Consider the following 14257-nt stretch of genomic DNA (forward strand, 5'->3'; position numbering starts at 1 on the left):
AATTACAGGATCGAGTAGACCCAGTAATAAAATTCGTTCCAGCTTCGCGTTTCCCCGTCCTGCACGTATTCCAGCTCGATTCGCAAATCGCTTTTGCCCGCGGTGTACGAGGCGGGAATGTCGAATTCGTCTTCCAGCCATCTGCGGTACGGATTGCGGTCCGCGAAGTACCAGCTCCGCTCCGCGACCTGTTCGCCGTCGACGTACACGTTCGCCCGCTGCCGTCCCGTAATCTGATCGGATCTTCGCCGCAGCCGCACGCCCGCATTGTCCGGCCGGACCGATACGACGAATGAACTCCGTCCTTCGATCTCGCGGCCGATGTCTTTCAAAGCGCGGTTGGTCCCGTCCTCGTAAGCCGATTCCAGCCTATACGTGCCGAGATCGCCGGTCGCCCGATACTCGTGGATGCCTTCCGAAGCCGGATCGCCGACGTTCAGCTCGTCCGTCAGCTCCATGCCGGGTTCGTCGACGCCGTAGTAAAACAAAATGCCGGAGTGGCGGATATACTGATTATTGAATTCGCCCGATTCGATGCCGAAGACCAATTCCTGCCGGAACGGGTAGACGTCGCCCGCGCACAACCGCACCATCGACCACGGATTGTCCGGCTGCCCGTCGTAAGCGCTGGACGGGTTCTGCTCCGGCGGCGTCGGAAATCCCCAGCCGTAGCAGACCCAGCTTTCCGAACCGTCGCTTTCGACCTGCGGCGTCCAATTCCCGTCGATATGCACGCGCACGTCGCCTTCGCAGCTGATAATGCCCGGACGGCGGGTGAACGCCGTGACGTGCCCCGCGACCAGATGCCCCGTTCCTTCGATCTTCCCGATCACACTGTCGCGGCCCGGCGAAGCTTGGGCTCCGTAATAGTCCGAAGTTCGGAAGTATCCCGTCTCCTTTTGCGGGTAACGGGAGTCTTCGCCGGCCAGGAATCTCGTTTCCCAAACTTCGAATACCGCTTCCTTATCGCCCCGGTTGACCAGTTCGATCGATGCCCCGTCCCAATACGGCATCGGGAAATAGCAGTAGCACGTTCCGTCCGCCCGTATGCCGTGGGACAGCACGCCGACATGGTTCAAGCCCAATTCGTTGGCGAAAAAAACGCCGAGCGGACAGTAGGCGTCCGGTCGTTCATGACCGTCCCATACGGCGCGAATCCAGACGTCGGACAGCCAATCGTCGCTGCCTTCGACCGGAACGGCTTCGATCGCCGATACGCTTCCCGCGCCCTGCGCTTCGAACACGCGCATGCCGCCGCCGGGAGCCAACTTCAGGCTTTTATGCTCCGCCTTTTGCTCGTTCGCTTGAGCAAGCTTCGGGTCGTAACCGACGCCGCTCCACATCTCCAGCAGCCGCCCGTACTCTTCCTCCCCGGTAAACGTGCGGAAATCGGGCTCGCCGTCCGCTTCAAGCCCGGCGTAAGCGTGATACATGACATGCCCCCAACCGCCGTCGCCTTTGGCCGCCGCTTTCAACCGGATATCGCTGGTGATTCGGCATGAGCGCGCGTACGGCATCGGCACGAAGCTGCGCACGACCCGGATCGGTCCGCGCCCTCCGTCTTCGGGACCGAGATAAGCGTCCGCCAGCGGCGAGACGAAAGGCGCTTTGCTGCCGAATTCGGAGTGACGGATCTCGAACCTCGGTTCTTTTTCCCCGTCGAAGTAAAACCGGAACGTGGGCTCCTCGCTGTCCGGGTAACGGTGCTGCACGAAGTTGTAAATGCAGCCCGGACCGTCGACGTCGAAAATGACCCATTCGTCCCGCTCTTTGTACAACCACCAATCCCAATCGGCGTTGAATCCTTTTTTGTCGATGCTGCCTTCGTACTGCACGCGGACGCCGCGCCGAAGCCGCGGCAGCAGGTCGAAGCGTTCCATGCTCGTAAGTCCTTTGGGTCCGGCCGATGCTGTCATCTGGTAGTCCTCCCGCTTGGTCGAAGTTAGGCGAATCGTTTCGATAATGGCTGACTTTACGGCTACGATTTTACAGGAAAGCGTTATCATTATCTACAAAAAACGGCGTTTGCGCACTTGAAAATAAATGTTCAAGTCGAAAAAGCCCCGAATGCTCCGCTAGGAAGGCATTCGGGGCTTGCGATACGGAACCCGGACCGACGCCGGGGCGTGACCGCCTCGGCTTCGTCGGAACCTTTACAGATCGGCCGACACGGCTTCGTTTTTCAATCCGATATTTCTCATCTTGAACCGGCTTTCCGGCAGCGCGGGCATCCGCGACAGGCTCAAGCCCAAATCCTGCTCCGGCACTTCGTAATCCAGCCGCTTCGCCAGGAATTCCAGGCCGACGCGCATCGCGTCGATGGTCAGCCATTCGCCGGCGCAGCGGTGTCCGTCGTATCCGCCTCCGCCCTGCGGAATCAGGTCGAACGGTCCGCCGTCCCAATGCTCGAACCGCTCCGGCCGGAAAACGTCCGGATTCTCCCACAGCTTCGGATCGTGCGTCGTGCCGTAGATATCGAGCAGCACCATCGTGCCTTCCTCGAATTCATGCCCTTTCCATTGAAAATCGTGAATGACCGAAGCGCCGAGGAACGGAGTGAACGGGTAAAAACGGCGCGTCTCCTGCACGAACCATTGGCGGTACTTGCCTTCGTCGGCAGCCAGCTTTTCGCGGTACTGCGGATGTTCGTGCAGCGCGATCGCGCCGAATACCACGTACCGTCCGATCGCCACGATCGGGCGGACGATATTGATCAGCTCGATCGCCGCCATCCGCGCGTCGAGTTCGCGGTTTTGCAGATCCCGGTGGAACGCCATCGCGTAAGCCGCCGTGTCTTCGGGCACTTTGAACTCGCCGGCCCGCAGGTCGAGGATAAAGCCTTCCAGCCATTCCTCCGTCCGCCGGCGCGCTCTTCGGCCCGCCGCGTGACGGGGACCGACCGCGCCGAACGCTTCGACCATGTCGCCCATATCGTCGGCTTTTTGCCGCACCGTCTTTTCGTCGATCGGCACGCCGGACCAGCGGCAGGCCGCGCGATGCAGCAGCTCCTGCGACTCGCCGAACAATTCGATCTCGTCGAGCTTTTCCCACCGCCGCGCCGCCGCTTCCCATTCTTCGCGCAGCAGCTCCGCGAACGCGTCCAGACGCTCGCGCGACATCAGGGACATGAACAGCATTTTGCGGTGGCGGTGCGCGTCGCCGTCCAGCGTCTGGATCGCGTCCACGCCGAACAGCGATTTTTGGATCCGTTTCGGGATCGCGCCCGAGCGCTTAAACTTCGTCGTGTCGTAAAACAGCTCCGCCGCGTCTTTGCCGCCCATGCAGATCGCGGGCTGCCCGAGCAGCCGCGTACGGAAGATTTCCGTATCCATTTCCCTGCGCCGCTTGAAAATGAAATCGTAGCCGTCTTTGAGCAGGGCGAGACTGTTGTCCAACGTGTGCTCCTGCGGGGTTTGTTCGTTTTGCGTCATGATCGAAAGCCCTCCTTCTTTCCCGGCCGGCCTGGTTTGCGCGACCGAAAGATCTCTTGTTCTATTACCTCTTCCGCGGGGAAGGCGAACCCAAAATAAAATATTGCGTAAAATAGGTTCCGAAAGGTGAACCGCGAAGGCTCGGCGTACGATAACATAGTTAGCCGCAATTTCGGCGATTCGATCTCCCGCAGTCATGCACACACCAACAAGAAAGAAGGGACATTCGGCCATGCCGACCGCATTCGAAAAGAAATCTTCGACCTTGATCTTTTACACGCTGGAATCGCTGCTGATTTCGCTGTATCCGCTGTTCGCCCTGCTTTGGCTGATCGGCATCGTGCCCTTGTCGAACACGCTCGCCGTTCTGGGCATCAACGTGCTGCTGATCGGCGGTTATTACGCGCTTTATAAATTTTCGTCGGACAAAAGCTGGGGCAAATACGCCCTCGTGCTGGGCTGCTTCGCCGCCGGCGATATTTTGTTCCTGTTCATCCCGAGCACGTTGATCTGGGTCGCGGTCTTCATCTACATGACGCTGTCGCTGATCTACCTGTCCCGCTCCGTCGTCGTGACGGGAGGCATCGCGGGCGCGGTCTCGCTGACCGTGCAGTTGTTCTTGAATCCGTACGTGCCCGCTTACGGCGCGTTCGATTACGTGGTCATGTACGTCGTCATCGTCATGGTCGGCGTTGCCAACTACGCGGTCTGCACGGTCGGGCGGAACATGCTCGAGGAATCGGCCCGGCAAAAAGGCAGGATCGAGGAGCTTCTCGGCGAAGTCGAACGCTCCGCGACCGAACTGAAAACGTTCGGCGAGTCCGTCGCCGCGGGCACGGGCGAGACGTCCCGCATCGCGGAAGACACGGCCGCAAGCTTCGAAGAAATCTCCAAAGGCATCGAAGTGCAGGCGCAAAGCATTCAGGAAATCAACGAAGCGATGATCCGTTCCGGCGACGGGATCGAATTGATCGGCCGCGAAACGGAGCAAATGAACGAGCTGTCCCTCAGCACGACCCGGCTTACCGAAGAAGGCGGCCGCAAAGCCGAAGAACTGCGCGGCGACATGTCGCTCGTGCGCGGCAGCATGAGCGAGACGGCTTCCCAGGTGCAGCTGCTGAACCGGTACGCGGAAGAAGCGCAGGCCATTTTGACCGCTATTTCGGAGATCGCCAACCAGACGAACCTGCTGTCGCTGAACGCCAGCATCGAAGCGGCGCGCGCCGGCGAACACGGACGGGGCTTCGCGGTCGTCGCCGGCGAAATCCGCAGCCTGTCCGGCAACGTGCAGTCTTCCGCGCAGGATATCGCCGGACTGCTTCAGCAGATCCGCAGCCAGACCGGAATCGTGTCGGACGCCGTGCGCGGCAACCAGTCCGCGCTCGAAGGATTGGAGCGCCGCACCTACGAGACGGGCGACCTGTTCGAACAGATCACGCAGGACGCGAACCACGTGCTGGACAAATCGTCGGAAATCCGGCAAAACATCGGCAAACTGCAAGAGTTCAACGGAGGCATCGCGGTCCAGGTCGGAGACTTCTCGGCCGCCAGCCAGCAGACGTCGGCATCCGTGGAGCTGGCCGTGAGCGGCGTCTACCGCCAGCGCGATTCGATCCGTGGGATTTCCGACAGCGTGACACGGCTTGAAGCCATGATCGACGCGCTGCGCGGATTGACGGAGCGAACGGAAACGGAAGGCGGCGAAGCGCCCGACACGGAACGCACCGCTTGATTTTTTGAAAAAAGCGACAACTTCCCCCTATTCCTCCGCGTCTGAGAAGTAAAGGGGGAATGACGGTGAAGAACAAGCAGTCAGCGCGAACGATCTTCGCGCTATCGGCGGTTTGGATGGCGGCTTTGTTGTCCGGCTGCATATCGGCTCATTCGGGAAACGATTCGGGGCAAGGCACGGCTGCGCGCGAGCTTACGATTTCCAAAAACGCCGAAAACAAAAATCGGAAGGAATGCATGCCGACCATCGATTACGTCGACGCGCTTATGCTGAACGACATCCGTTATTACAATCGCCAAAGCTACGACGAACGAAGCCTGCCCCTGTCTCCAGAGCTGATCGGCGACGAAATTGCCGAGGTTGCCTACACGATGTCCGACGATGCCTGTACCGATTTTGTCATGCGAAGCGGCGACGCGACTTTCGTTCCGGCCGGAACGCCTATTCATGAAATGAAAGATTACGACCCTGATTTCCGAGTCGTCGCGGAAGGACGAATCTTCGAAGTCGGCGATAATCCGCATGCGAAAACGATCGGCGATTTGTACGATATCGAGGGCAAAGTATCGAAAGTGAACCGCGTGAGCGGCAACGACGGAAGCGTGATGCGAGAGTTCAGCCCGGAGGATACCGAAGCTTTTATCTCGGATCTGCTGTCGTTGGAGTACGTGGGCTTCGATGCGATCGATAAGGACAATCCGCCGGAATACCGCATCTCGCTGCGGGTCGACTTGAAAGACGGAACGAATATCCGACTCGGATATTGGCCGAAAGCCAACGCGATCATGGAAGGGGCTTACGGGACGGAGCGGATGTTGGAGATCGTGCAAAAGGAGCCGTAACGCGGAGAAGTTTGTCGAAAACTTCCGTTTCGCGACAAATCCGTATCAAAAAAAGCTGCGGAACGCATCATGCGTTCCGCAGCTTTTTGACATGTTCTATCCATCAAATAAAATCAGAACACCCGCACCGAAACTCACTTCTCTTCGACTTTCCGCAAATCTTCCAAACGGATATCGCCGACTTTATTCACAATCAGGTCGGCTTGGCTCAAGTCCTGGTTGCCGGAGTTCGGATTGACGAAGCCGATGCAGTGCATGCCTGCCGCTTTGGCGGCGGCGACGCCGTGGCGGGCGTCTTCCAATACCGCGCAGCGCGCAGGATTTACCCCCAACAGCTCGGCCGCGCGCAAGTACACGTCGGGCGCAGGCTTGCCCTTGGGCACCTGCTCCCCGCTGACCACGACCTGAAACTCGCCCCGCAGTCCGAACTTCTCCAATACGGCCTCGATGAACACGGGCGGCGAAGAAGACGCGATCGCCCGCGGAATCCCGCCTTTTTTCAACTCCGCAAGCAATTCCCGAATCCCTTCGATCGGCTCCATCTCCGCCGCGCGCAGCACTTCGATCTTATGCCCGAGCTGGTATTCGATAATCTCCTCCACCGTCTGGCTCATCCCGAATTCCTCGCGGATCGATTTCCACAGCTCCGGATTCGTCATCCCCACGTAATCCTCCAACTTCTCCTGCGTAATCGGATGCCCGTAATACTCCATCACCCGAATATCCACGTCGAAATGCATCGGCTCGCTGTCGATAATAACCCCGTCCATGTCGAAAATAAAAGCTTCGATCATCGTGTACAGCCCCTCTCTGTCTTTCATTATTTCCTTCACCTTAACTTGGGTAAAGGGTGTTATGCAACTTTGAAGAGACTCTCTTTCCTGTACTTGCACCTCCTACTACAAAATAAAAGCTTGAAGATAAAGCTTTCGGTTTCAGAAAAGTTCTGATTCCGAAGAAGCACCAGGCGAAGGGGGAAATTCAGTGAAGGAACGGAGTGTTCGCCTTTGACTTGGGAAAGCCTCCTTGTATACATTCAATCTAGCTTTCCCAAGTCAACACGCGACCGAAACGAATTTCCCCCGCAGCCGCCAAGCTTCCCAAGCGAATAGGAACTTCTCTCGGTTCGAGAAAGCTTACGATGAAAGCTGACCTTAAAACGCTTTGGCAGCCTGCCTTTTTTCATCCGCACGATGGGTGATGGACCGAAAAAAAGGGCAACCATAGCCCGAGCGAACGGACGAATATTGTCATGGATTGGACAATTGCTCTTATCGGCCTGACTAAGTATAATATTTCACATAGGGTATATTCCAAAATTACGTTATTCAAATTTGAAATCCGATCCGAAAGGACTTGAATCGTCATGAGATTTTCTATCGGGATGCGGAATATCAAGACGGCGGTTGCCGTGCTGCTCTGCGTGCTGATCTCGTTTGCCTTGAAGCTCGAATATCCGTTTTATGCCGCTATCGCCACCGTTATCGCCATGGAAAGTTCGATCACCAGCTCTTACGCCGCGGGGAAAAACCGGACGATGGGAACATTGGTCGGCGCCGCGTTCGGGGGCCTGTTCGCGTTTATCGAACCGCATAATGCGTATCTGTCCGCGCTCGGGATCGTTTGCGTCATCGCGGTCTGCAATCTGCTGAAATGGAACAAATCCGTCTCGATCGCCTGCATCGTTTTTCTCGCGATCATGCTCAATCTGCGCGACGGCGAGCCGGCTTTTGCTTACGCGCTGCACCGGGTGCTGGACACGCTGCTCGGGATCGGCGTTGCCGTGCTCGTCAATTACTTCCTGATCCCGCCCAAGCATGACCGCAACCTGGAAAAAGCCCGTTTGACCGTTCGCCGGCATCTGTCTTCGCTCGCCCGGCAGCTGCTGCGTCAGGGCGGAGGGATTCATATCAGCCCGCTCAAAAAAGACTTGGCCTTCCTGCAAAAAGCTTGCGATACGTATAAAGAAGAATTCGATCCGGCCAAAAACAAAAGCCATGATCTGGTATCGCGCATCGAGCAGGAACTGGACGTTTACCGGAATACGTACTCCCATATGCGCATGATCCGCCTGCTCACCGATCCCGATCCGCAAGGCGTGGCAAGTCTCGGTACCAGCCTGCTCCAAGCCTCCAATCAGAAAGCGGAAAGCGCGCTCGCTCCCGAATCCCAGGCCATTATCTACCGGTACCACGTTGCATGCATCCTGGGAGAGCTTCAGACGCTGGGGTTGATCGTGCCGACCGATATCGCCTATCCGCTGGAGGACCTCGCGCAGTCCGGTACATTTCATGCAAGCGAGACGAGACAACAAACAAACTCCGAAAAAATCCGTGAAAACGACCGCTCGCCGGTTGTCTAACGCTCTTAGACCGCGATAATGTTTCGTATGCAAACAGGCCGCCCTATTTCGGACGGCCTGTTTCTTTTCTATTTCTATTTTCATTGGCTTGCGTCTGACCGTCTTACTGATATTGGTTCATGAACCGCTCTGCCATATACGTGAACGGTTCATTGTAATAGCTTGAAAAATACATGTCGCTGCCATGCGTGCCGAACGGCATTTCGATCAGCGCTACTTGTTCATTGCCAGCTTCGCGGTACGCCCGCGCAAAAGCCTGTGCCGTTTCCGAACTCACGATGCTGTCCTTTTCGCCTTGGTAAATCAGCGCCGGAGGGCTATCCGCGTTCACGAGCACCGAAGGATCGCCCAAAGCTCCGCCGTCGACGCCGACTTCGTTCGCCAAGCCATTGGCCGGATAATAAGGAATGATGCCTTTGACCGTTATCCCGGGCGCCAACATGTTCGCGTAGTCCTCGGTCGTCGGCGCAAGTCCGGCAGCGGCAGCCAGTTGCCCCCCTGCCGATCCGCCCGCGATAAACACGGATGTCGGGTTCGCTCCGTACTCTTGCGCATGCTCCTCCAGATAAACCGTGAACAAGCCGATATGCCGAACCATGTCGTCGATGCCGTAATTGCCCACCACTTCCGGCGGCACTACGGCCGACTCCACGAACTTTTCGGCGTTGCTGAGTCCGTACTGCACGTCGAATACCACATAACCGCGCGAAGCGAAATACTTGTTCATTTGAGCAAAATTCTGCGCGCCTTTGTCCCCGATCGTCCAGCCGCCGCCGTGAATCCGAATCAATACCGAACCTTTTCCCGGTAGATCGTTCGAATCTTCAGGCGGCATGTAAGCGTCGAAAGCCAACTTCAAGCCGGCATCGCCGGTGCTTTCTTGCCCTTCGTAGTAAACGATGTCCGTCTTCACGCGGTAATCGCCGTTCGGCGCCCCGTAAAAATAGTCCGGCAGCGAAAAGGCCGTGCGCATGAATCCGTCGCCTTCCACGGTCATGGGATCTTTCCCGAACGCCTGCTGATAAGCATCCCGGGCTTCGCTGACGATCTTTGGCGCAGACGCCAGCGGTAACGCGCAAATCACCAAGATCAGCAAGCCGCATACGCGAATGACGCCCCGAAATACCGAGATAAAGAAGCCGCTTTTATGCCCGTACATTTTCACCAATAGAGCTGCCGCTCCCAAAAACATCAGACCGAAGAACAATGCGTATTCAGGCAGCACCGTCTCCATCAGCCCCGCATCGACCGCCCCCAAAAGAATCGCCGAGAAGTATAAGCCGAGCAGCAGATTGAACAGGAACCACAGCGTAAGCAGCAGCTTGAGTACGGCTCCGAGCCGACTTCCGCCGGAACGTCCTCCCCGTGAAGAATACGGTGAATATCCCCGGTCTCTCCGCCGCTCCTCCCGCTCTTCCGTTCCGTCTTGAAGCCGCAAAAAAGCAACCCATGCGCCCAACGCAAACAAGGCCAGCATGATGACCATCGTCCCGATGCTGCGGGAATCGTAATCGCGAACGGCTGCCGAAGCCAACGTGTTGAGAATCGGAACCGCCGTCAAGCCCAACGCATGCAGCGCCAGGTAGCCATATTCCCAAGTTTTATGTACGCCTCTTCCCATCGTCAAATGCAAATTGCCGAGCAGCGTCAGCAAAAGCAACAAGCCGTACATATTCCACCAGCCGCCTGTTGCATCGACGAGCAAATAGGTCAGGCCAAGCGCCAACGACAACAGGTTGCCCGATAGTAACGCGATAATGCCGAAATTTCGAAACCGAGAGCTTCCGCGACCGCCCGCGGAAGCCGAAAATCCGTAACCGCCCGTGTATCCCATTGCACTCTCTCCTTCCATTCCTCAACCTCTTTTGTATCCTATTATCTTCGAACGGATTTGTCGAACCTGATCGACTCAGAACTTCTCTCCGAAACCGTATTGCAAATTATATAAAACCGAGTATAATACTCGGTAATAGAATTTGAAGGAGCTGACTTTTGTAATGTTCGTAGATGATTATCTTGACCTGTATAACTATGCCAAGTCCATCGGCGACGCCGAATGGCAGGCTTCGCTTACCGCATTGCTGGCCGAACAACTCGCCTCACCCGCACCTTCCGCCGAGGAAGCAAAGCTCGCGGCCCTATGGGAACGATTCGATCAGATCAACGAAGAGTTAAAAGATTTGTTCCTGAAAATGCGCACGCATTCCGATTCCGCCTACTCGGGCCGTTGGGAAGAGCGCGTATGGGAACTCAAATTGGAACGCATCGTCGTTTCGCAAAATATCCGTTTCCGGCATGTAGGGGTGTAAGATTCATTTACGCCCGGCAGCCGTTTTCCCAATAAAAAAGGCAAGCGGCAGACGCGGATAAACCACGCCCGAACCGCATGCCCGATATTCGTATATGTGCCTGGCGAACCTCGAAAGCCTGTGTACGTTTTACTTCGACATTTCCATTTCTTTGCGCATCATGGACATGCAAGAAGTCATCATTTCGTCGCACTCCTGCATTTTCTTCATCATCATGTCCATATCCATGTTCATGTCTTTCATGCTCATGCCGTCCATCCCCGACATTTTCTCCATGCACATCTTCATGGTGTTCATTTTGCACATCATTTCATCCATGCACATCGTCATCATCATTTCCATCGCCATCTTTTCCATTGTTTATTCCTCCTCAAATTGGTTGTTGAAGACTTAAACCCAGTCAGACGGAATACCTTCATATATACCCGGAACCAGGCTTGGAAACTCGCACGGAACCTCGCATCAAAGAGTTTTATCAGCGTAGGGAAAAGGCAAGAAATACGTAATACCTAAAGTAGCCGGATAGGAATATTGCCGATACGACCCAGATCTCCCAAGGGTCTTTTTGTCGTGTTCAATATAGTTTGCGATACTCGGTCGGCGTCATATTCTCGCGTGCCATGAATTGCCGATTGAAATAACTCACGCTCGGATACCCGGCCTCTTCGGCGATCCGACCGATATTCCGATCCGGATGCTCCAACAACCATTGCTTGGCCATTTGCAGGCGAGAGCGCGTAATAAATTCCATCGGCGTCATCTCCGTCAAGGTCTTGAACAGTTTGCAAAAGTAATATTCGCTCACTCCCGCGCGCTCCGACCATTCCCGCAGTAAAAACGGCCGGCATGCCTCCTGCTGCATATCCGGAAGAAGGCTCAATACCCGATTCTCCGCTTTGCCTGCACGATTCTTTTTTAAAGGCACCGCTTGATGAACGAACTCCGCCAAGACCGCATAAGTCAGTGTCGATAAACGGGATTGACGCAACATCCGATTCTGCTCTGCCTCTTCCAGCAGATTCAGATGGGCTTGCTCCCAATCGGAGCGCTGCCGCAGCATCCAGATCGGATGCCTATGGAACCCGCGCTCGATCATGTAATCATGCAGTCTCTCTCCGTAAAAATGCACCCATCGCACGTCCCACGGATCATCTTCGCTGCTGTAATAATGCTGGCGCTGAAGCGGGAAATAAAGCACCGCCTGCCCGCTTCGCAATTCATGCACCGTCCCCTCGATCTCTACATACCCTTTTCCGGACGCCACGTAATGGATATTAAAATTGTTCAAGGCTCCTTCTTCGCGCAGGACGTTGTGCTCCGGCTGATCGCTGTAATGACCCACGGATTCCGGCAGGCAAAAGTAAGCTTGCCGCTGCAACGTAAGCAGAACGCTTTGTCTATGCATACTTATCTCCTTAACCGCAATATCGTGCTAATTTGATTCAATATATTATTATTTTCAAGCTCTTCTTTATTCATTATAATCGCATCATCGAACAATATTGTAGTAGGCATAGGAGGAATATCATTCATGCATCCATCAAACAAGCTGCGCTGGGGCATTCTCGGCAGCGCTAACATTGCGGTTCGTTCCGTTATTCCGGGCTTGCAGCAATCCGAGCTGAACGAAGTGACGGCTTTGGCAAGCCGCACCTTGGAAAAGGCGGAGCAAGCCGCCGCCGGGCTGGGCATTGCCAAGACCTATGACAGCTATGAGCAGCTGCTTGCCGATGACGAGATCGATGCCGTGTACATTCCGCTTCCCAATCATCTGCACTACGAATGGACGCTGCGCGCCGCCGAAGCGGGCAAACATATTTTATGCGAGAAGCCGCTTGCGCTGAACGCCGCTCAAGCCGAAGAGATGGCCGCCGCTGCTTCCAAAGCCGGGGTTCATCTCGCCGAAGCCTTCATGTACCGCCACCATCCGCGTTATGACCAAATTCGCGACGTGATCGCCAGCGGCGAGATCGGCGACGTGCGCGGGATTCATAGCACGTTCACGTTCAACAACAGCGCTGCGGACGGCAATGTGCGTTTCCGTAAAGACTGGGGCGGCGGCTCGCTGTACGATATCGGCTGCTACTCGATCAGCGCGGCCCGGATGCTGCTCGGCAAGGAACCGACTGCCGCAACGGTAATCGCCATGTTTTCTCCGCAGCATGACGGCGTCGATATGATGGCGAGCGGTCTGCTCGAGTTCGACGGTGAGATCGGCGTTACGTTCGATAGCGGCATGTGGGCGGCTTTCCGCAATACGCTCGAAGTGTTGGGGACTCAGGGCACCATTGAAGTGCCTTCCGCTTATGTAAGCCCCGGCGACGAACGCTCCAACTTCTTCGTAACCGTTGGCGATCAACGTCGCGAGGTGCAGGTTGCCCCGTTGAATCAATATGCGGCGCAAGCCGATGCTTTTGCACGCACGGTGTTGAACGGCGAAAAGCCCGTATACGATGCCGAAGATGCGGTACGCAACATGCGCGTGCTGGATGCGTGTCTAAAGTCCGCCGGGCAGCGCCGACGCGTGACCCTGTAACATCGGATATTTCAAACTCCCACTCCCGAAAGGATGTCGACTTCTTATGAAACATATCGAAATCAAGGGTGCAGGCAAGCCGATTTCTGCGCTGATCAAAGGCACGGATTATTTTACTCACGAGACGTATGAAAAAGCCGCCGCCAATATGAACGCATTTTTGGAGATCGGCGGCAACACGGTCGATACGGCACATATTTACTGCGGCGGACAAAGCGAGGAAGTGCTCGGCCGATACATGCAGGAACACGGCAACCGGGATTCGATCGTCATTCTGACCAAAGGCGCGCACCATGATCAGAACGGGCCGCGCGTGAACGCCGAAGCGATTCGCAGCGATTTGAACACCAGTTTGGAGCGGTTGAAAACAAATTTTATCGAGCTGTACGCCCTTCACCGCGACGACGAAGCCATACCCGTCGCCGTGATTGTAGACGCGCTGAATGAACATATCAAAGCCGGTCATATCGGAGCGATCGGCGCATCCAATTGGACCTGGCAGCGGCTGAAGGAGGCGAACGACTACGCGGCTTCCAGCGGACTCGTCGGCTTCGCGTTCAGCAGTCCCAATCTGAGCCTCGCCAAAGCCAACGAGCCGTTCTGGGCAGGCTGCGTGTCGGCGGATCGGCAGACGCTGGATTGGCATGCGGAGAGTCGGCTTCCTTTGCTCTCCTGGTCGTCCCAAGCACGCGGTTTCTTCACGGGACGTTTTACCAAGGAAGTGCGGGATAACGCGGATCTGGTCCGCGTGTTTTATAGTGACGATAACTGGGAGCGCCTGGAACGAGCCAAGCAACTGGCCGCCGAGAAAAACACGTCGACGATCCAGATCGCACTCGCCTATGTCTTGAATCAGCCGTTCCCGACCTGTGCCCTGATCGGCGCTCAAAACCGCGACGAACTGCTGTCCTGCGAGCAGGGCGCTAAGATTACGCTGACGCAAGACGAGCTGAACTGGCTGGATCTGAGTGCGGCGAATCCGCTGCGTTAACCCCATGTCAAAATTGTTCGCGCACCGTAAATCTTGCCTGCTTTCACGCTAGCT

At 56.1% G+C, this 14257-nt stretch carries 12 protein-coding genes; 6 read left to right on the top strand and 6 right to left on the bottom strand.

Going from position 1 to position 14257, the window contains the following annotated elements; translation table 11 throughout:
* Positions 1–2 precede the first annotated feature (2 nt).
* Complete coding sequence (locus tag HRQ63_RS10985) at positions 3–1916, bottom strand: DUF2961 domain-containing protein (RefSeq protein ID WP_216673886.1); 1914 nt, start codon at positions 1914–1916, stop codon at positions 3–5.
* Positions 1917–2153: 237 nt separating this feature from the next.
* A complete protein-coding gene (gene cypC / locus HRQ63_RS10990) occupies positions 2154–3431 on the bottom strand; it encodes a CYP152 family fatty-acid peroxygenase CypC (protein ID WP_172243157.1) in 1278 nt (425 codons plus the stop codon).
* 232 nt (positions 3432–3663) lie between these two features.
* Here cypC and HRQ63_RS10995 point away from each other — a divergent pair, with 232 nt between their 5' ends.
* Both HRQ63_RS10995 and HRQ63_RS11000 read left to right on the top strand, forming a co-directional pair.
* Positions 3664–5163, top strand: a complete 1500-nt coding sequence (locus HRQ63_RS10995) for a methyl-accepting chemotaxis protein (protein ID WP_229714132.1) — start codon at positions 3664–3666, stop codon at positions 5161–5163.
* Between the two features lie 65 nt (positions 5164–5228).
* The gene (locus HRQ63_RS11000; RefSeq protein ID WP_172243162.1) at positions 5229–6005 is read left to right on the top strand and encodes a hypothetical protein; all 777 of its coding nucleotides are present in this window, start codon (positions 5229–5231) and stop codon (positions 6003–6005) included.
* 134 nt (positions 6006–6139) lie between these two features.
* On the opposite strand, the gene HRQ63_RS11005 is transcribed toward HRQ63_RS11000, so the two are convergent.
* Positions 6140–6799, bottom strand: a complete 660-nt coding sequence (locus HRQ63_RS11005) for an HAD family hydrolase (protein ID WP_172243514.1) — start codon at positions 6797–6799, stop codon at positions 6140–6142.
* Between the two features lie 572 nt (positions 6800–7371).
* Here HRQ63_RS11005 and HRQ63_RS11010 point away from each other — a divergent pair.
* Positions 7372–8367: an FUSC family protein gene (locus HRQ63_RS11010; RefSeq protein WP_172243165.1), complete on the top strand. Its 996-nt coding sequence runs from the start codon at positions 7372–7374 to the stop codon at positions 8365–8367.
* A gap of 103 nt (positions 8368–8470) precedes the next feature.
* On the opposite strand, the gene HRQ63_RS11015 is transcribed toward HRQ63_RS11010, so the two are convergent.
* Positions 8471–10201 (bottom strand): alpha/beta hydrolase, encoded by a 1731-nt coding sequence (locus tag HRQ63_RS11015; protein ID WP_172243167.1) that lies wholly within the window; start codon positions 10199–10201, stop codon positions 8471–8473.
* Between the two features lie 163 nt (positions 10202–10364).
* On the opposite strand from HRQ63_RS11015, the gene HRQ63_RS11020 reads away from it, so the two are divergent.
* Positions 10365–10676: a hypothetical protein gene (locus tag HRQ63_RS11020; protein ID WP_172243170.1), complete on the top strand. Its 312-nt coding sequence runs from the start codon at positions 10365–10367 to the stop codon at positions 10674–10676.
* A 129-nt stretch (positions 10677–10805) separates the two neighbouring features.
* On the opposite strand, the gene HRQ63_RS11025 is transcribed toward HRQ63_RS11020, so the two are convergent.
* Together HRQ63_RS11025 and HRQ63_RS11030 are read right to left on the bottom strand one after the other, a co-directional pair.
* Positions 10806–11033 (bottom strand): hypothetical protein, encoded by a 228-nt coding sequence (locus HRQ63_RS11025; protein WP_172243173.1) that lies wholly within the window; start codon positions 11031–11033, stop codon positions 10806–10808.
* 217 nt (positions 11034–11250) lie between these two features.
* Complete coding sequence (locus tag HRQ63_RS11030) at positions 11251–12081, bottom strand: AraC family transcriptional regulator (RefSeq protein WP_172243176.1); 831 nt, start codon at positions 12079–12081, stop codon at positions 11251–11253.
* A 126-nt stretch (positions 12082–12207) separates the two neighbouring features.
* Here HRQ63_RS11030 and HRQ63_RS11035 point away from each other — a divergent pair, with 126 nt between their 5' ends.
* Together HRQ63_RS11035 and HRQ63_RS11040 are read left to right on the top strand one after the other, a co-directional pair.
* Positions 12208–13212, top strand: a complete 1005-nt coding sequence (locus tag HRQ63_RS11035) for a Gfo/Idh/MocA family protein (protein ID WP_172243179.1) — start codon at positions 12208–12210, stop codon at positions 13210–13212.
* A gap of 46 nt (positions 13213–13258) precedes the next feature.
* Positions 13259–14203 carry an aldo/keto reductase gene (locus HRQ63_RS11040; RefSeq protein ID WP_172243182.1) on the top strand — a complete coding sequence of 315 codons (945 nt, stop codon included), beginning with the start codon at positions 13259–13261 and terminating at the stop codon, positions 14201–14203.
* Positions 14204–14257: the final 54 nt, after the last annotated feature.

Source organism: Saccharibacillus endophyticus (genome assembly GCF_013185185.1).
Lineage (GTDB): Bacteria > Bacillota > Bacilli > Paenibacillales > Paenibacillaceae > Saccharibacillus > Saccharibacillus endophyticus.

Excerpts from the sequence above, each read along its gene's own strand:
- HRQ63_RS10985 (WP_216673886.1), bottom strand. The coding sequence starts at position 1,916 with ATGACAGCATCGGCCGGACCCAAAGGACTTACGAGCATGGAACGCTTC.
- cypC (WP_172243157.1), bottom strand. The coding sequence starts at position 3,431 with ATGACGCAAAACGAACAAACCCCGCAGGAGCACACGTTGGACAACAGT.
- HRQ63_RS10995 (WP_229714132.1), top strand. The coding sequence starts at position 3,664 with ATGCCGACCGCATTCGAAAAGAAATCTTCGACCTTGATCTTTTACACG.
- HRQ63_RS11005 (WP_172243514.1), bottom strand. The coding sequence starts at position 6,799 with ATGATCGAAGCTTTTATTTTCGACATGGACGGGGTTATTATCGACAGC.
- HRQ63_RS11010 (WP_172243165.1), top strand. The coding sequence starts at position 7,372 with ATGAGATTTTCTATCGGGATGCGGAATATCAAGACGGCGGTTGCCGTG.
- HRQ63_RS11015 (WP_172243167.1), bottom strand. The coding sequence starts at position 10,201 with ATGGGATACACGGGCGGTTACGGATTTTCGGCTTCCGCGGGCGGTCGC.
- HRQ63_RS11020 (WP_172243170.1), top strand. The coding sequence starts at position 10,365 with ATGTTCGTAGATGATTATCTTGACCTGTATAACTATGCCAAGTCCATC.
- HRQ63_RS11025 (WP_172243173.1), bottom strand. The coding sequence starts at position 11,033 with ATGGAAAAGATGGCGATGGAAATGATGATGACGATGTGCATGGATGAA.
- HRQ63_RS11030 (WP_172243176.1), bottom strand. The coding sequence starts at position 12,081 with ATGCATAGACAAAGCGTTCTGCTTACGTTGCAGCGGCAAGCTTACTTT.
- HRQ63_RS11035 (WP_172243179.1), top strand. The coding sequence starts at position 12,208 with ATGCATCCATCAAACAAGCTGCGCTGGGGCATTCTCGGCAGCGCTAAC.
- HRQ63_RS11040 (WP_172243182.1), top strand. The coding sequence starts at position 13,259 with ATGAAACATATCGAAATCAAGGGTGCAGGCAAGCCGATTTCTGCGCTG.